The sequence below is a fragment of the Acinetobacter sp. CS-2 genome, assembly GCF_016599715.1.
Lineage (GTDB): Bacteria > Pseudomonadota > Gammaproteobacteria > Pseudomonadales > Moraxellaceae > Acinetobacter.
The window spans coordinates 118,285-136,337 of the sequence record NZ_CP067019.1 but is presented as its reverse complement, the minus strand read 5'-3'; the positions used below and the strand labels follow the sequence as shown (position 1 = coordinate 136,337).

The 18,053-nt window shown below is 37.3% G+C and carries 14 protein-coding genes and 1 pseudogene; 11 read left to right on the top strand and 4 right to left on the bottom strand.

What is annotated here, in order from left to right:
* Positions 1–35: 35 nt before the first annotated feature.
* Complete coding sequence (locus JFY49_RS00620; protein WP_227609507.1) at positions 36–251, bottom strand: hypothetical protein; 216 nt, start codon at positions 249–251, stop codon at positions 36–38.
* Between the two features lie 188 nt (positions 252–439).
* Between JFY49_RS00620 and JFY49_RS00615 the strand changes: the two genes are divergently transcribed.
* From JFY49_RS00615 to JFY49_RS00570, 10 genes and pseudogenes are all read left to right on the top strand, one after another.
* Positions 440–742, top strand: coding sequence for a helix-turn-helix transcriptional regulator (locus JFY49_RS00615; RefSeq protein ID WP_044431308.1), 303 nt, complete (start codon positions 440–442; stop codon positions 740–742).
* A gap of 4 nt (positions 743–746) precedes the next feature.
* Complete coding sequence (locus JFY49_RS00610; protein WP_200223455.1) at positions 747–2,006, top strand: type II toxin-antitoxin system HipA family toxin; 1,260 nt, start codon at positions 747–749, stop codon at positions 2,004–2,006.
* Between the two features lie 261 nt (positions 2,007–2,267).
* A pseudogene (locus JFY49_RS00605) lies at positions 2,268–2,690 on the top strand (polyphosphate kinase 2 family protein); the annotation flags it as partial.
* Between the two features lie 553 nt (positions 2,691–3,243).
* Entirely contained in the window at positions 3,244–3,912 is a 669-nt protein-coding gene (locus JFY49_RS00600; RefSeq protein WP_010588950.1) for a hypothetical protein, read from the top strand.
* Positions 3,912–6,239: a hypothetical protein gene (locus JFY49_RS00595; protein ID WP_004907117.1), complete on the top strand. Its 2,328-nt coding sequence runs from the start codon at positions 3,912–3,914 to the stop codon at positions 6,237–6,239. The genes JFY49_RS00600 and JFY49_RS00595 overlap by 1 nt, the downstream gene beginning before the upstream one ends.
* Entirely contained in the window at positions 6,223–9,438 is a 3,216-nt protein-coding gene (locus JFY49_RS00590; RefSeq protein ID WP_004907120.1) for a tyrosine-type recombinase/integrase, read from the top strand. The genes JFY49_RS00595 and JFY49_RS00590 overlap by 17 nt, the downstream gene beginning before the upstream one ends.
* A 130-nt stretch (positions 9,439–9,568) precedes the next feature.
* Complete coding sequence (locus tag JFY49_RS00585) at positions 9,569–9,931, top strand: MbcA/ParS/Xre antitoxin family protein (RefSeq protein ID WP_004907123.1); 363 nt, start codon at positions 9,569–9,571, stop codon at positions 9,929–9,931.
* Between the two features lie 295 nt (positions 9,932–10,226).
* Positions 10,227–10,487, top strand: coding sequence for a helix-turn-helix domain-containing protein (locus JFY49_RS00580; protein WP_004907126.1), 261 nt, complete (start codon positions 10,227–10,229; stop codon positions 10,485–10,487).
* Positions 10,488–10,677: 190 nt separating this feature from the next.
* Entirely contained in the window at positions 10,678–10,986 is a 309-nt protein-coding gene (locus tag JFY49_RS00575; RefSeq protein ID WP_004282130.1) for a helix-turn-helix transcriptional regulator, read from the top strand.
* Complete coding sequence (locus JFY49_RS00570; protein WP_180082144.1) at positions 10,983–12,272, top strand: type II toxin-antitoxin system HipA family toxin; 1,290 nt, start codon at positions 10,983–10,985, stop codon at positions 12,270–12,272. The genes JFY49_RS00575 and JFY49_RS00570 overlap by 4 nt, the downstream gene beginning before the upstream one ends.
* Before the next feature lie 17 nt (positions 12,273–12,289).
* Here JFY49_RS00570 and JFY49_RS00565 read toward each other — a convergent pair whose 3' ends face one another.
* The 3 genes from JFY49_RS00565 to JFY49_RS00550 all read right to left on the bottom strand — a co-directional run bounded on the left by JFY49_RS00565 (position 12,290) and on the right by JFY49_RS00550 (position 17,522).
* Positions 12,290–15,637 (bottom strand): DEAD/DEAH box helicase, encoded by a 3,348-nt coding sequence (locus JFY49_RS00565; protein ID WP_180038326.1) that lies wholly within the window; start codon positions 15,635–15,637, stop codon positions 12,290–12,292.
* Between the two features lie 184 nt (positions 15,638–15,821).
* Positions 15,822–16,100, bottom strand: a complete 279-nt coding sequence (locus JFY49_RS00560) for a helix-turn-helix domain-containing protein (protein ID WP_087013822.1) — start codon at positions 16,098–16,100, stop codon at positions 15,822–15,824.
* 330 nt (positions 16,101–16,430) lie between these two features.
* Complete coding sequence (locus tag JFY49_RS00550; RefSeq protein WP_180042640.1) at positions 16,431–17,522, bottom strand: ATP-binding protein; 1,092 nt, start codon at positions 17,520–17,522, stop codon at positions 16,431–16,433.
* A 199-nt stretch (positions 17,523–17,721) separates the two neighbouring features.
* On the opposite strand from JFY49_RS00550, the gene JFY49_RS00545 reads away from it, so the two are divergent.
* Positions 17,722–18,024: a helix-turn-helix transcriptional regulator gene (locus JFY49_RS00545; protein ID WP_087013817.1), complete on the top strand. Its 303-nt coding sequence runs from the start codon at positions 17,722–17,724 to the stop codon at positions 18,022–18,024.
* The last annotated feature ends 29 nt before the right edge of the window (positions 18,025–18,053 follow it).

The following is an 18,053-nucleotide window of genomic DNA, read 5'->3' as shown; positions in this document are numbered from 1 at the left end:
TGTCTGTCCAAGTTAGCACAAAATTTAATGATCATTTAAACAAGAATTTGCAGTATTGGTTTACAATTCGAAGTGAATAAAAAAGCATAAATTGCCGCAGTACAATGAAATTGAAGAAATATTTTCAGAATATGATGAATAAATTGTGAATCGGTACCCAATAAGGTATCAGAAAAGACAGCCCCCTGCCCATCAACCTCGTTGCTCCAAACCACTTGTGCCAGATATTCCAGATTAATCTGATAGCACATACCGGTTCCTCGCGACAATAGGCGAAACTGATTGAGCTTAAAGCAGGTTGTTAAACTCTATTAGATTGTAAATGTCTAATTAGATCTAATCAGGCCAATTAAGCATCCTCTTTACATCAAATGGTTTATTTTTATAAATCCATTATTTTGTGTTTTAATAAATATATATAGATATAAGACCCAATATTATGGATTTAAATTTCAAAAAACCTGAAGAGATTGTTACTTTATTATGTGAAAGGCTTCGCAAAGAACGACTTTATCTGGAAATGACTCAGGCAGACGTCGCTACACGTGCTGGTATTAGTGTGAATACAGTATCTAATCTGGAAGCTGGTCGAAATGTTTCATTTGAAAATTTAGTACGCGTTGCCATGGTATTGGGCCGATTAAAAGAATTAGAGGAACTCTTCAAACCTCATTTAAACAGTGTAAATGACATTCTCCGCTATGAGAGCAATACGGCTCGCCAACGTATCAAAAGGAAATAAGTGCATGCTCAAAAAACTTAATGTTTACTACAATGGATGGGGTGAATATTGGCTTTGGGGTACACTGGTCTCCTCAACCGCAATCACAGGTCGGCCATTAATCGCCTTTGAATACAGTGCAGAAGCGATCAGTAAAGGTTTAGAACTTTCCTCTTACCTACTTCCATTAAAAGGTGACTCATTAAGAACGAACTTTCCTACACATCAAATGGGATTGCCAGGTCCTATATATGATGCCTTGCCCGATGGTTGGGGCATGCTTCTTATGGATCGCTTATTTAAAAAAAATGGACTCAATCCAGCACGGATTGGGCCATTAGAACGACTCACGTATATCAGTACACATGCGATGGGGGCGTTATCCTTTGAACCTTCAGCACCTGAGTTAACATTAACTGAAAATATTCCACTGATTAAACTCGCTCAAGAAGTTCAGGAAGTTCTCAAAGGAGAAGGTGCAGAATTTTTACAGCATTTATTAATTATGGGTGGATCTCCACAAGGTGCAAGGCCAAAAGCACTCGTCTATCGTGATTTTGTCACCAACGAATTCTCAACAGTTAGCTCACATCAACATGAAGCTTGGCTGATCAAATTTCCCGCTCAGCAAGAGCATCCTGAAGTTTGTGCAATTGAAGCTGTTTATGCAGAATGTTTACGTCATTGTGATATTGATACCCCTGATACTCAATATTTTACTCTTCCGAATGGATTAACCGCATTTGCATCGAAGAGATTTGACCGCCACGATGGCATGCGTATCCCTATGCAAAGTTTAGCGGCCTTCACCGGAGCTGATTTTAAATCACCAGGGAGTTTAGACTACAGTAACTTTCTTCGCGCTGCACACTTTTGCACCAATGATGTTCGCGAAAAAGCAATTGCATTCAAGCGAGCTGTTTTCAATGTAGTCTTCAATAATCGAGATGATCATTGTAAAAACTTTTCATTTCTGATGTCCCAAAATGGGCAATGGAAACTCTCCCCTGCCTATGATGTTACTTTCTGTGAAGGGCCAGGTGGATATCATCAAATGGATATCATGGGTGAGGCACTGGATATTCCTCGACAAGCTCTTGTAAAACTTGGTACTCAGGAAGCGGAACTTTCTGCCCAAGAAGTCGATGAAATTATTAGTTCGATTTGTAAGGTTGCAATCCGATTCAGCAATATCGCTCATGATCTATTACCTGGACAAATTCAAGCAGAGACTCTCCAAATGATCCAAAATAGGATTGAGCATAATATTCATTTATTGAATTGAATATAAAACATTTTCATGAGGATTAAGAATCATTATATTAAATCATATAATATTGTTATTTCTCATGAAAATCAGTATCAAAAAATAGGTGACTTTTACAAACTAAAATGTCTAAAATAAAGTGACCAAAATACCCTTAAATGATCTAAATTACTAAAAATTTTACTCCACCAAAAAACATATACTATTAATTAAATCATATACTTATAATTAGCGTCATTTAATGGAATAAATCTCGGTGACCTTGCCAAGGTTGGGGTCATTTTTGATCGCAGCTGGTATGGACGTGTACTTGTAGAACGTGTAGAAGATTTAATTAACCCAATAGAATGGCAAAATGCTTATGAAGAAATAAATCAGTACGAAAAACAACTGTCTGATACAAATACAATTGTTATAAAATTTTGGCTAGCAATTTCAAAAGATGAACAATTACGTCGTTTTTACAAGCGAAAAAATACACCTCAAAAAAGCTTCAAATTAACAGAAGATGATTGGCGTAATAGAGAAAAGTGGGATGCCTACTTACAAGCAGCATCAGATATGTTCAAATATACGAGCACAGATATTTCTCCTTGGCACATCATTGCCAATGATAGTAAATATGCTGCACGAATTGAAATTTTGCAAACTATCCTTCATAGCGTACAAAATAAAAATTTAGGTCACTTAGAAAACTTATAAGATTATATAAAGATATTTTATAATCAAATCAGGTGCCATTAGCATCTCGAAAGAATGAGTCCAAAAGCATTTGAAACAGGGCAGAATGAGGCTGTCTCATACTGGGATAACTAGAGCTGTCCCCTATGAACTCAAAATAATAGCCCTCTAGGTAAAGAGGTCCATTTTAATTTTGAGGCTGTATTAATTTAATATTCAACTTCTTTCAGTTCTTTAGCTAATAAAAATTTCCAAGCTCCGTTTTCATCAGGCTTGAAACTATACCTCCAATGTGCGAATAAGGCTGAAAACTCAAGTGGGAGATTGATTGCATAGAATATCTGTAACAACTTCTACCTGTTTCAATTGTTTAATTTCCCAAGTAAGAACCTCTATATCTTCAAATATACAGCATGTTATAGGTTGTTATTTAGTTCTTAAAATTATATAAAAATAACAATATATTGTATATTAATTGTAAATATACACAAGATATGGGGTATATCAATCTTGTTTAATATTTCAAAAAATTATAAGAATATTCAATTGATTGTTTTTTACACTTATGGGGACTATGGAAACGGCTTTTGATTTCAATGAAAAATTTGGCACACCTAAAAAATTGTTGTGTAAAAATTTTAATAAAATCCAAATCAGTGTACATCCTTATTTTTCTGGAATTTATCTTTGCTATCAAGAGGCTTTTAAATCCTTAAAAACTGATTTGTCTACATTAAATCCAAGTCTCGAACTTCACGTATGGAAAGATCCTAATTTCTCTGGTTTTACCATTACAAATAATTTTCAGTGGTTTCTATATTGGTCTCAGCATATACCAAAAAATATTAACGTACTTGTTCATTCTTTTCCTCAAGATGAGGACAAAATTGAGCTATTAAAAAAAGTGGCAAGTTCAGAATTCATAAAATTTCTGTCCTTTTATCATGAACTGGACCGACTTAACCCTAAAAAAATGCAATCGCTGATTAATGCCCATATTTCATCTGAAGTTATCCTGGCTTTAAACAAAGAAAATTCTTTCAAACCTCACCGTACTATGAGCTTGGATCTGCTTGCAGAACTGCTGTCATGCACACAAAATCAACTGAATTACCGCAATAAAGTTATAAACCGGAAAAGACAGAATGTGCTTGATCAACTGCAGCAAACCAGTGGAATTGTGCAGCAGCTTCTAAACAATCCCGACTTCGTTCTCACGCCAGATCAGCTATGGAAAGCATAATGTCAGAATCTAACCCAAGCCATCAAAATGCTGCTGATATTACGCGGGTATCATTAAAACAGACACTGGAAAAACTCTTTGGTGACGAGCAGCTCCAACGTACCAAACATATTCAATATGTTGCTGATTTACTGATTTCATATCCAACTGATCAATGTCTGGAAGGGCTGAATCTCGATCTATTAGATTTTGATCTAGAAACCAGTTCTGTTGTTGCTAGACCCGCTGCCTTGGTCTCCTCTCGAAAACATACTGTTCGCGCAACACCAGTCACTTGGTATGTGAACTCAATTGCACAATTAGCAAAGTCAGAAGAAAATGCGTTAATCTGGAATATCCTGGTCTTAAAAGCAGCAGTTTACCTAATTGCGCTTCCAGACATTCAACCTGAACTTTTTAAAGATGATCACACAGAACATTTCAACACTGTAAAACGTTTATTCCAGCGCTTCCGTACCGCCAATCGGGTTCTGAGTTCCGAAAAAGAATATCAAAATACTCCTGAATATATGCTTCTTTGGAAAAAGTATCTTAAAGATCCATCCCTTTCCTTAGTTGAATTTATTCGGTATTTGAATGAGGTTATTGATGAAGAACGTGATAAAGAGTCATCTAATGATTTTATGCAAAACCTGCTCAAAGTGATCCGCATCACCTTTAATTATGTTTTGGAAAATAAAGCAAAAATTGCCAAAGAGAGCATCGAGACTCAACTGCAACATGAATTTTTAGACGAAGATCAGCTGATTGTAGAAAGTTCAGAAATTAAAAAAGGGCAAAAATCTAAAGCTCTCAATATAGAAAAACAACTAGATGACCAAGATACACGTCAAATACTTGTAGACCCAACCATCGTTACCCCTCTGGCTGAATATTCAGAATCCAGCCAGAGCTATGTGCTGCCTCTGGTTGCCAAACATATTCAACGAAAAGAACATTTGCTGCCATACAGCAGCCTCTTTCCTAATATCACAAGTATAAGTGCTCTACTTACTGAACTATATAAAAATTACATTGTTGAAATTGAAGAAGACTCTAAAGACAAGGATAAAGAAACCAAAAAAAAGAAGGCATCCTTGATCCTGATGCTGTCATTTCTGACCGGAAATAAAATCCAGGAGTGGCTACATCTACAAAGTAAACGTGCTAAAAAATTGAATTCTCGCCAACAGATCAAGCAAAGCAATGGGCAATATTTTCTGAGAAGTAAATTTTCAATTTTTGAAAATAAGGATTTTGCTTATCCAGATGGCTTGCTCAACCAAACAGTTCATCTGGACATCCCGATCCCGAATTCATTTATTGCTTCGCTACGAGATGGTAACACCGTTACGGAAGAGGACATTCAGCAACATTTGAAACAGCTGAGAGCCAAACTTTATATTCCAAAATTATCATTAATAAGAATTAGCTCTCTTTTACATCAGACTATTTTGCAACGCACTGGAAATAAACAGCTTGCTGACCTTCTCACCGGTATTGATGCAAATAAGTCTTCTTCTACTTCTTATTGTCATCAAAATATCCTGACTTTACAGACTGAATATGTCTCAATTTTAAAAGAGCTGTGTGAGTCGTTATCCGATGACTACCAGAATATCGAATATGCTGCAGAAAAAAACTTTGGTAGCCGCAAAGCACCTACTTCAAATGTGATTCAAAATATCTTTGCCACACTCAAATTCAGAATAATTTCACAAAAAGAAGACGACTGGATAGCAATTTTCAATCATTACAATCTGTGGATGTGGCATTTCTTGTTGCTCTTTACTGCTGCACGACCCGTCGCTGAATTTCCAGGTTTTTTAAAAAGCTTTAACCTGAAAAGAAAAATATGCATGGTTTCTGATAAAGAGGTGGGTGGGCGTCAAGGCTATGGACGTTTAATTCCACTGGGTCATTTTGTCGCACAAGAACTCCAGAAATTCATAGAATTTTTACATTATTTTAAAACTCAAATTGCTCCTAGTCAGCCAGAAATTCCACAATATATTCAACATATTTTAGAGAGCAAGCTTCCACTTTTGAATATCTTTCAGGATGGTCAATGGCACCCATTAAGGCCATCAATTGTAAAAAACTTTCATCCTGAGTTAGGTTTGGAGCATGAAAACTGGCACCGGCATACTGCCCGTGCGTTTCTCAGCAATAAAATTAACGAAATTGAAATTTTAGCTTTATTCGGTCATGAACCGATGCAGCAAGAAGCTGCTCATCCTTATTCCAGCTTATCTATTTCACAATATTCAAGCATTGCTCATATTCTTGAACAAATGAAAGATCATTTTAATATTACCGGTATTGAACTAGATGTCCTCACTCAATAAACGTACTAAGCAAACTCGAACACTATATGCCGAAGCACGTAGAAAACAAGACCGACTCGATCAGGAAAAACAGCTTCGAGCAGATGTAGAACAGGAGCTAATTCAATACTTCCAAGAACAAGATTTGGAACAAAAAGGGCATCTTGAATCCTTCTATCCAGCAATTTATGAGTTTATTAAACGCAAAGCTCCAAGCTTGGCCTGGAAAAAATATGCGCATGAATTTTTTCGGTCATATATCAAGCAAATCAATTTAAATCGTCGTGAGACTTTGCCCCTACCAAATCTGACATTTGAGATGCAGCGTGATCAGCCGGTTTTTACAATGGACTGGATCGAGAAGGGACATCAGGTTGATGAAGTTCTTGATAAGCTTTGGGACTACTGGATTCTAGCGAAAGATAGCAAGACATTTTCTGATGATGAAATCATTGGAAATATTGTTATTTCTGCCCTGCTTTACTCAGGCTTAAATCAAAAATCCTCTTTAGAAGCTTTGCTTGAACACTTAAAAGATCCGGCAAAAATCAGAAAGATCGAAGATCTGAACATTATATTTTTAGAACCGCTCTCCCCCTCTTATGGAGATCTCTTTATTGATGAAAAAACCATCCGTAAATCGCGTAATTTTATTCCGGATCAAATTACACGCTTATGGTTAATTCATTTTAATAGCAGAAATATTCGTACAGTAAACCAGAATGTAGAAGACTATCTACAGCTTATTTTTAATAAGATTAAGTTACCATTTAATCTCAAAACTTATAAATTGTTACGCGACTACGCCAACTTTAACTGGATGCAACTCCCGAAAGTTGACATTGATCCTGCACTTTCACAATGCCTCATTGAGAATACTGCAACCTGTGGCTTATCAGAAATAGAATTTGAAAGATTTCTTCATCCAAAATTTAAATATCAGCAGGACACTCTTACTGATTCAAATGTAGAAAAATCACCATCTACTGTGAGGGAATCCTACTCTAATGATGACATTCAGCAAGCCTTGGATGATGTTATAAAGATTCACAAAGACCTTTTACAACTGATTCGTACATCACAAACTGATCAAAGTATCGATGCATTAATCATTAAATATTGCATTGAAAATACTAATAAATTTAATGAGTATAGTAAACGTGTCGCCTTATGGCTCATCAGCCTTTATAAACCAGAATTAGAACAGATTCAGCCACTGGCTGAACGTTTTAATTTTTGCGTAAACCAATTTCAAAAATCGTTTCAGCAGAATAAGCGTTTAAAAGACGGTTCGATTTACACTTATTATTCGCGTATTGCCGAGCCTTGGCTAACCCATTCTTTACAATATCTAGATAGCGAAGATGATCTGAATACGATACTGGCTAATATCTATCAGCAAATCATTACGAATACCCGACTTGCAGATGAGGCAGGCGAGCTTAACTTTAAAAAATCCAGTGGTCAGACCGTCAGAATGTTGAAACGCTTCCATAGCTTTCAACAAACAGTTTTTGACGCTGAGTCTCTCGAATTAGAGTCAATTGCCATACAAAACAGACCGAGAGCACGTATCATTGGTCCCATGACTTATCAAGCTTTCATGAACAAGTTAGATACCTTATTTTCAGGGGCTAATAGTCAAGAAAATACGTATAAGACATTAAAAATCATCTATATTTTAGCTTACCGTACCGGTATGCGTATTAATGAAATTCTCGGCTTACGTGTGCGGGATATCGAGGGCTTGAGCTGTTTATCCGTTTGGATTCAGCCCTACGGCTCAAAAAAGAAAGGAAACTTACATCAACTTAAAACAGATAGTGCTGAACGCAAAGTCCCTGTATATTGCTTATTAAAAACCGATGAATATCAAATATTTCATAATCATGTAGTCGAGCAACGATTACTCAATCAGGAAAACTTATACCTATTCAGCAACTGGAATGAAAATAGCAAGCTGAACAAACATACGGTGACAACACCTTTCAGAATGATTATGAACGAGCTTTTTAAAACTCATGACTATTCTTTTCACTCATTTCGACACACGGCTGCCAATCACTTATCCATTCTGCTCAACTGCGATTATGCTCCACTGGTCAAGAATCTTACGGATTATACTGCAGAAGAATATCAGTCCATTCGGACAGAGTTACTCCGTAATACGCATGGTCAAAATCATTGGTTTATGATTGCCCATTTACTGGGTCACATTGACCCTACGGAAACCTTTAAAAGCTATATTCATCTGAGCTACCTGATCGCTGGACATAAAATACTGCAATATCACCCAGACATAGATACTCAATTAGCAAAGAAAATGATGGGCTACCTGCCTTCTTTCAAATTTTTAAACACAGTAAAAGATTCTGCTCCATTCAATTTCGAAAAACATGCTGTCCATTTAAGTCAGCAGTTACTCAACGATCAAACTGACTGGTTAAAAAGTAACGTAGAAGATATTCTAGATGAGGTTTCATTTAACGCTCAGCCTCATGATTTTTTTAAATATTTTGCAGGAACAAAGGAATCCAAAATTTCATTTGCATGGTTTTTTAAATGCTTAAATTTACTGGAAATTCATCATGATCCAGATCTAGTCTCAAAGGAAATGTGTTTACCTGTAGAACTGGTTAACTACTGGTATGAAAATGCAAAACAACTAGGCCAGCTCAAGTCTCAAAAAAATAACCCAAGATTATTTGATCTCAACAACACAAATCATCTGGATAAACCTTTGAAACCCGCCATGATAGATACCGTTGAAGAGCGCACAGCAAGGAACTATTTTTTTGAAAATATTCAAAATATATTTGAAAAAAAGCCAGATCAAATAAAAGCGGTGCTTGAGACATTTTTAAGTCGTGTTACAGTTTCTCATACCGGCATTCATTATCGATGGAATAAAATCGATCAATTGGAATCATTTTATTCCAAGGTAAAAGACCTGTTTCCCCATCAATTTTGGCATTTGCTTGGACAAGACTTGGTACAATTGTTAGATAAAAAGAAACAACCTTTATTACTGAAGCTGACTAAATCGAGCACAACAGAGCATCCTACGACTCAAGAAGATTATGTTCGTCTCCAGCTTTACTCAACAAAAGATGCCAAAGCACTGGCAGCGTTTAAATTCTGTTTACATTTAGCCTGTATCGGTAGACCTCGATCTCTTGAACTCCAAGTTGCAGGACTAGAAATCACTACATGCTGTTAAATAATTTAACCGTTGTTTCCTTATCTAAAGTCAAATTTAATATATCTTTAGTAAAAATTGGATGTCTGATCAACGATAATTAAATAGTATAAACTCTATGAATTAGCAGCGTCTGAAACAGGGATCAGTCATGCGTACAACATCAGAAAAAACTGCAAAACAGAAAATGATATTAGCTAAGGCAGTTTTAGCTGCTGCTGAGCGCCTTGGTCTTACACAAGATCAACTAGCCTTAATACTGAATATAGATTCAGTGAAAAAATTAACCTCTCTTGAATTAGATCCCACTTCAAAACAGGGAGAAATCGCCCTCACTTTAATCCGTATTACCACATCACTAGATGCTCTTACAGGTGGGGATACAGCCTGGATGCAGCATTTTATGAAATCACCCAATAAATTGATGAGTGGTATTCCAATAGAACAGATTCAGAACCCTCAAGGATTGGCCTCTGTTTTACAATTGGTGGAAGGTCTTCGGGCTAAACTTTAAGATAAGCAAAGTATTATAGAAAAATTTGAAAGTGATAGTCCTCTCCAATAATTCAAATGCGAGGTATAAGAATCCCCCTTCTTCTCAAGATGTATATGTCTGGCCTAATTCCGTCAATTAATTGCGAACTGCTGCTATATATTGGATTTTATTAACCTGATGCGAGGTAAATCCCCCTTATAAATTCAATAACTATTCAACAATCATTATAGAAGTTTGCTATATAGCAAACATTCACCATAATTAGTTAAAAGTTTGCTATATGGCTAACAAGTTTCGGGAGCGAAAAATTGATATGGCTACAAGAGGCGAAATAGGTAAAGAAATACGTTTGGCAAGAAAAGGATTAGGCTATACACAGAAAAGTCTTTCAGAAAAGACTAAAGTCAATAAAACAACAATTTCAGAGATAGAGAATGGCCGTTTTACAGGTTCATTTGACATATTTGAACGTGTGCTTGATGGCGTGGGTTTACAATTCGAAGTGAATAAAAAAAAGTTTAAATTGCCACAGTGGGATGAAATTGAAGAAATATTTTCAGAATATGATGAATGAAATTATTTACAGGCTCTTATCATTTGGTATTTACATCCAACAATGCAAAATCAACAACAACTTGAACACCCATTTCTCATACAAGTAGGGCTATTTTACAGATCGAAATGATAAATTCATAAATTGCTTTTCAAAAAAAAAGAAACTAATATGTTTCTTATAGGACCTAAAAGCAATAAATGTATCTACAATGAATAAGTCTTTACTTCAGCAAATCAAAAAAAGACGAACCCAATTGGGCTTAAAGCAAGTTGATATGCAATCCCGTACAGGCATTTCAAGACAGCAGTACCAAAAACTGGAAAGTCAGGGCAACCCTCGATTAGAGACCTTAGAAATTATAGCGGCAGGATTAAATGCTCAACTGATGCTCATCCCTGATGATAAGGTTCATTTGATCAGACAATTATTGAATGATGAAATTAAAGTCACTATTGAAGATCAGGATGACTTAATGACTAACCCATGGAAGGGTCTTCTCGGAGGAGAGGAACCATGAATACTGTTGCCGTCCTGAAATTAACATTACATCACGGTATCGTTGGATACTTGGCAGGATTTCAGAGCGGAAAAAATATTCTGGTTTTTACAGATTCTTTCCGCTTTGATCAGCAACGTCCGACCTTGAGCCTGCTGACTTCCCCCTTGTATCCTCAAGCGGATAAAATTTTAGAAAAGACCTATGTTACACATCAGCGCTTACACCCCTTGCTATCAAACTTGCTACCAGAAGGTGCATTACGTGAACTGATTGCACAAAGCCTCAAAGTACATATAGACAATGAATTTCAGTTATTGGCAGCTTTAGGTCATGATTTACCTGGAGCACTCATTGCGACTCCATTAGATCCAGAAGAAATTCCAGATGAAATAAAATTCAAACTGCAGATCTCGAATCCAGATCAAATTTTAAAGCAAGAGATTCGAACAGATAATAAGTTTTCCTTGGCCGGCGTCCAAATGAAGTTTTCCATGAAAGCCAAAGATGGGCGTTTTACACTAGCACAGGCAACGGAAACGACTCTACTCGGGGACTGGATTATCAAAACTCCTTCTTCCAGACATGCTTTTGTTCCGCTAAATGAATATTCTATGATGACCCTTGCCAAAACGGTCGGAATAGATGTCCCTGAGATTCGCTTGGTGGATATGGCCCTTTTACAAGACCTTCCACCATTAAATTTACCCCAAGAGCAATATGCTTTCGCAATCAAAAGATTTGATAGACAGAGTACTGCTGATACTACAGAGCTTATTCACATCGAAGACTTTGCTCAGATCTTCGGTGCATATCCACAGCAGAAATACAGCACCACAAATTATGAGCAGATAGGAAAGATCATTTATCAATTTTCAGATAACAAAATTCTTGATATTCAGCAATTTGCCAGCCGCTTACTTGTCAATATTTTGCTCGCCAATGGAGATGCACACTTAAAAAACTGGAGTATGATTTATCAGGACAAAAGAACACCAAGATTATCTCCCGCATACGATATATTGATGACTAGTGTATATATTGAAAATGAGCGTCATTTCGCATTGAATCTTGCTAAAAATAAAGATTGGTATTTAGCTGAGATGAAACACTTTGAACAATGGGCTGAAAAAGTCGGTGTTCCATGGCGTGTTATTGAAAAACAACTTCACGCGATCATGGACAAAGCACGGTCAGTATGGCCAGTGCTATTACTAGACTTACCTATGATTTCTGCTCATAAAGAAAAATTAAGAGAACATTGGAAAAAATTGCATCCAGACTTTCAGATACTTACAGATGATTAGGGTAATCTGAAACCAAACTAAAATTTCTCAAACAAGTTCATCACGTCATTTTCCGTCAGTTTCGCTTCGCCCTCATGATCGGTACTTAGAATAGAGTGTGCCAGTTCTGCTTTATTTTGCTGTAAGGCAAGAATTTTTTCTTCTATGCTTTTATTAGTAATCAGCTTATAGACAAATACCGGCTTGTCCTGTCCAATCCGCCATGCACGATCTGAAGCTTGATCTTCAGCAGCAGGGTTCCACCATGGATCATAGTGAATGACCGTATCTGCGGCAGTTAGATTCAAACCGACCCCTCCTGCTTTCAGACTGATTAAAAATACCGGCACTTGTCCAGACTGAAACGCTGTAATGACTTCATCTCGCTTTTTGGTCTTTCCAGTCAGCTTCACATAGCCAATTTCTGCGTGATGGAACTGTTGTTCAATCAGTTCCAACATTGAGGTAAACTGAGAGAAGATAAGAATTTTTCGCCCCTCTTCCACCATTGGAACGACCATATCCATCAACTGTTCAAGTTTGGCAGAATGCGCCTGCCCAATTTTCACTGAATCCAGCTTTAGTAAGCTAGGATGGCAGCACACCTGACGTAGCTTCAGTAAGGCATCTAAAATTTGAATTTGACTACGTTTAAAGCCTTTTTCTGCCACAATTTTCTGAATGCTTGCCTGCATCGTGGCACGAACAGCCTCATATAACTTGGATTGCTGGTCATTCATATCAATATTGACTTCAATCGTGGTTTTTTCTGGCAACTCTTTGGCTACGTCAGTTTTCAAGCGACGTAAAATGAAGGGCTTAATCCGGTTGACCAACTTTTGTCTTAACTGCTCATCACCGCGCTTTTCAATCGGATGACGGTACTTTTTATTAAAAATTTCTTGTGAATATAAAAATCCTGGCATCAGGAAATAAAATAGTGCCCACAGCTCACCCAAATGATTTTCCATAGGTGTACCGGTTAGACATAGACGATGTCGCGCTGTTAATTGCCGTACTACCTGTGCAGCTTTGGCGCGCGGATTTTTGATATTCTGCGCCTCATCCAAAATGAGTTGATGATATTCATATTGCTTTAGTTGCTCTTCATCTCTCGCCAGAAGCGGATAGGTGGTTAACACAATATCATAGTGCGGAATCTGCTCAAAATACTGATGGCGATCGGGCCCCTGTAGCAGCAATACCTTGAGCTCTGGGGTAAATTTCTCCGCTTCTTTGAACCAGTTATGCATCAGCGATGTGGGTGCAACAATTAAGGCGGGACTATCCTGCAAATATCCAGCCTGCTTTTCCATGAGTAAATGGGCTAAAGTTTGTGCTGTTTTCCCCAAGCCCATATCATCTGCCAGAATCCCGCCATGCTGGGTTTCCCTTAAAAACTGTAACCAGCCTAAGCCCTGCTGCTGGTATAGACGCAACTCCCCCTGAAAACCTTGTGGTGTCGGCAGTTGTTGCTGATAGCCTTGTTTGAATTTATGTACAAATTTCTGCAGGCGATCACTGACCTGCCATGTCATCCCAAGATTATGCTGCAATTCTAATAATTGACTCGCATCATAGCGATCAATACTGCGCTCTTCTTGCTGTAAAATGCTCTGCAGATGCAATAATACCGGCTTAATATCCCTGGCGGATAGCGCCAAATCAGGTTGATCAACTGCAGTTTTCACGGTGAAAATTTGACTGTCATGCAGATGAATAAAAGTCCGCGGATCAAGTAAATCAGGATTTACTCGCACCAAAGCTACGAGCGCATCAAGTAAATTATAAGAATTGCCTGCACTGTCTTGAACCGTCGCCCCGATATTGAACCAGTCCTGCTGGCCTTCAGATTCAGTGATAGAAATATTTAAATTTTCAACATATTGCAGGTTAAAGGGGCTGTTTTCCAGATGCTCTATCTGCCAGCCCATCAACTCAATTTGATTGATGGGCATCAGCTGTTTGATCCAGTCTCCATAGAAAGCAAAAACCATAGAATCGAGACGTTGTTTATCCAGTTTTAATTGCTGGTCATAACTAAGATCTTTCACCCACTTCAGTGATTCGACCAATAGCTGTAAACGCTGGATTGACTGTTGTTCCTGAACTAAGTCCCGAAGCTGTCGCACCATTTTGTCATGCTGCTCACCAATGAAACTGTCACCTGATGTACCTGCTTTAATTCGCCCGCCTGCATAGGAGAATTCAATTTCAGCACAAACAGACTCTTCCCATTTCCAATCAAATTTATCTAAAACACCGAAGCGTAAAATTGGCTGGGGACTACCCTCAAGGACATCAATATGCTGAATAGACTCGGGCTGAGGCAGATTTTTCACGTCTGAATATTGATGAGTCAGTTTCTCAAACTCTGGCAAGAGCATAGATGGAAGATCAGGCATCTGTAAAAAATGGTACAGAAGATTTGCCGTATATTCACCATATAACTGGCCCACCGTGTTCTGTTGAATATCCACATAACACGGTGGCTGGCTAGCGAGAATTTGGATATGTGGATTTGATTTTAAATCGAGTCGAATATCACCATTGACCAATTCAATATTTAAATGCTCTGTCTGTTTGTTTACACCTTGTTGCCAGATCAGTTCGATGTGATAGCCTTGTTCTGACCATTGAAGTGCAGTATGGCTCTTTTTTTGCCAGTACACATCGCCACTTTGAATAAAAGATTTGAAATGCTCCAATAAAATTCCGGAGATATCAAGATTGCTTTGATAAAAACGTTCGTCACTGTTTATTTTGGCATAATAATAAATCTGGTTAAATAATTGTCGTTTTTGTTCAGGTAAAGTCAGATGCTTTCTGGTGATATTTTCATATTGGGTATAATAACTTTCCCCCGCAATTGAGCCGTTTTTATTGCGTCTGGCCTTCTGAACATCAACTGTCAATTTCTTTAAGCTGACAGACTGATCTAACAGGTAAATTAAATAATTGTTTGTTTTGACAGATTGCTCTGGTTCAGTCTGTTGTAAATACCGTTTAAAATCATTCAGCCAGCGCTGTGCCTGATCATCCCCCCGTAGGCGTTTTGCGATTCCCTGCGGGGATTGAGAGTCAGCATAACGCTGCTGAAATTCCTGGCGATATTCCTGAAAGAATAACCGCGCTAAAGCAGCAGCATGTTTACAGTTATATCCAACCGGACAAGTGCAGTCGTCATCGATTAAACGGTCTTTTTGGGGATTATAGGTAATTGCAGTATCGTAATAATCTGTCCCTTCAATTTGGGCATACATCGTAACCCCGTCTTTTTCCTCAAAGAACTCAATCGTTTCCCTATCAATGCGTTTAGCATAGCTAAGACTGCGCTGAAGAGTTGCTGTACTAAAGCGAGATAGAAAATTGATCAATGAGGACATAATTACCAGACACTAAAAATGTTTATACAATTATAACGGACAAAGCTGTCATTTCAGAACAGTAGCCGAACTGCTCAACCCGAGCACAGATTCGACTCACTCAATAGGAATATTGTGAGTAAAGACAATCAAATCCGAGAAGTTAAACAGATCATTGAGGTCGAAAATATCCTGATAGAAGTGATCATTTCTTCACGACCGTTAATTTTAAACCAAATGGGGTTAAAAATTTTAGCATTGTTTCTAGAGTTGGATTTGCATCTGATCGCTCTAGTTTCTGTAAAGTTTGAAGCGAAATTTTAGTGATCTTGGACATTTCATGTAATGTCAGATGCAGCTCTATTCTAATGAATTTTGCAATGACATGTATCGGCCAATCGGGATTCAGTTGAATCTGTTCTAAGACATATTGTCTTTTTTTAATTTGCTCTATTTGAGAGAGTGGAATAAAACGTTTATCCATAACAAATCTCCTTTAATTGTGCGCAAATATCTTCAATGCGATATGCACAATTTTCTAGAATTTCATCATCTATCCCGATAGATTTCATCTTGGTTATGTTCAATTGCGTAATCCATTGAATAATATGTTCCGCAGCTAGCTTTCCAACCTTTAGCTTTTTCACCTATTACTTCAATAGTGGCACAATCGATCGATTGATTATTCAGAAATATTTGGAAAGATCAAAAATCATTCATAATTCTATTTAAATAGTAAAGTACAGGCAGTTTTGCCTATTATATACTTATTATAGTAGTAAAGTATTATTTTTATCCAAGTGAGTTTTCAAAATTATGCTTCATCCATAATCCATTCTTTAAAAAGAGCATCCTCGATTTCATAAGTACCATTTTCTGGTTTAAAAATAATTTGTTTTTTTGATAAAGAACGTAGGGCCGATTGAATACTTGATACCGCAATGTTATCTACACCAATGGAATCAGCCAGATGTTGTCTAAATTGGCTACTATAAAGTTCAACTTGCGATTCCGCTATGGCTTTTAAAATTAGCTGTTCTAATAACTTAAACTCTCCCCATAATCCCGAAAAGTCACGATGCCCCATTGTATCGGCTATAAGCTGTTCCTTGGCAAAATCTATAGCCAGCATTGGGTTTAAGGCTAAACGCTCCACTAATGATCTTGCTAGTTGAGGACTTTGCTTCATATCTAAAAAAGCGTGCCATAAAATTTCTTTATTCAAACTACGTCCTGTTGTCTGATTAAATACATCTGCCAGATGATCTGTAAATGCTTTTGTTAGATTTGGAAAAGGTAAATTCTGTCCATAATGAAAAAATGGAGCACTACTCACAGAAAACATTTGTCTCAGGCCTTCTCGACTTGAACCAGTAAAAATCACCTTTATTGTTTCTTTATGCATATCTAAAGCGGTACGTAAACTGGCAATCGTGGTTTTATATTTTGAACTAGCTAAAGCCTGAATCTCATCAAGTAACAGTAAAATAGGTTTCCCCTGCTGAGCCAGTTTAGTAATGCTAGACAAAATACTGGAATTCACTTGTCCTTGTAGAAGTGTCACTTCAGCTTTTACCCCTGCCACCTCTGTACTTAAAGAACCAATATTTTTAATCCAATCTGTGGCTTTCCCCATTAAGCCATTTTGTTTTGAAAACTCATCAAGAGCTTTTACAAACTGCCCTTCACTATGCAGGCCTGCATCTAAAAAACTGAAATAAAAAACGCGCCATCCAAGCTGTTCTGCTAGGGGCGTAATATCTTTTCGTAAAAATTCAGTTTTTCCCATCCGGCGTGGGGCAAAAAAAGTCAGAGAACTAGCTAGTCCAGTCTCAAACATGCCTAAAATTTGTTTCGCCAATTCGGTACGTGGAAAGTGCCAAGGGTCATTGGAGATGGTCATCATTTTAATTACTCGGCAATGATTTATTTATTACCATAGATTGTATTAGACTCCATTAGATTGTAAATATCTAATTAGATCTTTTTAATCTAATAGGATCTAATCAGGCCAATAAAGCACCTTTTCATCGATCAACCGACACATTTTATAACTCCATTATTTTGTGGCTTAATAGCTATATCTAAACATAAGACCTAATATTATGGATTTAAGATTCAGAAAACCTGAAGAAGTTGTTGCATTATTATGTGAGAGGCTTCGTAAAGAACGGCTTTATCTGGAAATGACTCAGGCAGATGTTGCTGCACGTGCTGGTATTGGTGTGAATACAGTATCCAATCTGGAAGCAGGTCGAAATGTTTCATTTGAAAATTTAGTACGCGTTGCCATGGTACTAGGCCGATTAAAAGAATTAGAGGAACTCTTCAAACCTCATTTAAACAGTGTAGATGACATTCTTCGCTATGAGAGCAATACGGCTCGCCAACGTATCAAAAGAAAATAAACCCATGCTCAAAAAACTTAATGTTTACT

Coding starts and splice junctions, on each gene's coding strand:
- JFY49_RS00620 (WP_227609507.1), bottom strand. CDS start 251: ATGTGCTATCAGATTAATCTGGAATATCTGGCACAAGTGGTTTGGAGC.
- JFY49_RS00615 (WP_044431308.1), top strand. CDS start 440: ATGGATTTAAATTTCAAAAAACCTGAAGAGATTGTTACTTTATTATGT.
- JFY49_RS00610 (WP_200223455.1), top strand. CDS start 747: ATGCTCAAAAAACTTAATGTTTACTACAATGGATGGGGTGAATATTGG.
- JFY49_RS00600 (WP_010588950.1), top strand. CDS start 3,244: ATGGAAACGGCTTTTGATTTCAATGAAAAATTTGGCACACCTAAAAAA.
- JFY49_RS00595 (WP_004907117.1), top strand. CDS start 3,912: ATGTCAGAATCTAACCCAAGCCATCAAAATGCTGCTGATATTACGCGG.
- JFY49_RS00590 (WP_004907120.1), top strand. CDS start 6,223: ATGTCCTCACTCAATAAACGTACTAAGCAAACTCGAACACTATATGCC.
- JFY49_RS00585 (WP_004907123.1), top strand. CDS start 9,569: ATGCGTACAACATCAGAAAAAACTGCAAAACAGAAAATGATATTAGCT.
- JFY49_RS00580 (WP_004907126.1), top strand. CDS start 10,227: ATGGCTACAAGAGGCGAAATAGGTAAAGAAATACGTTTGGCAAGAAAA.
- JFY49_RS00575 (WP_004282130.1), top strand. CDS start 10,678: ATGAATAAGTCTTTACTTCAGCAAATCAAAAAAAGACGAACCCAATTG.
- JFY49_RS00570 (WP_180082144.1), top strand. CDS start 10,983: ATGAATACTGTTGCCGTCCTGAAATTAACATTACATCACGGTATCGTT.
- JFY49_RS00565 (WP_180038326.1), bottom strand. CDS start 15,637: ATGTCCTCATTGATCAATTTTCTATCTCGCTTTAGTACAGCAACTCTT.
- JFY49_RS00560 (WP_087013822.1), bottom strand. CDS start 16,100: ATGGATAAACGTTTTATTCCACTCTCTCAAATAGAGCAAATTAAAAAA.
- JFY49_RS00550 (WP_180042640.1), bottom strand. CDS start 17,522: ATGATGACCATCTCCAATGACCCTTGGCACTTTCCACGTACCGAATTG.
- JFY49_RS00545 (WP_087013817.1), top strand. CDS start 17,722: ATGGATTTAAGATTCAGAAAACCTGAAGAAGTTGTTGCATTATTATGT.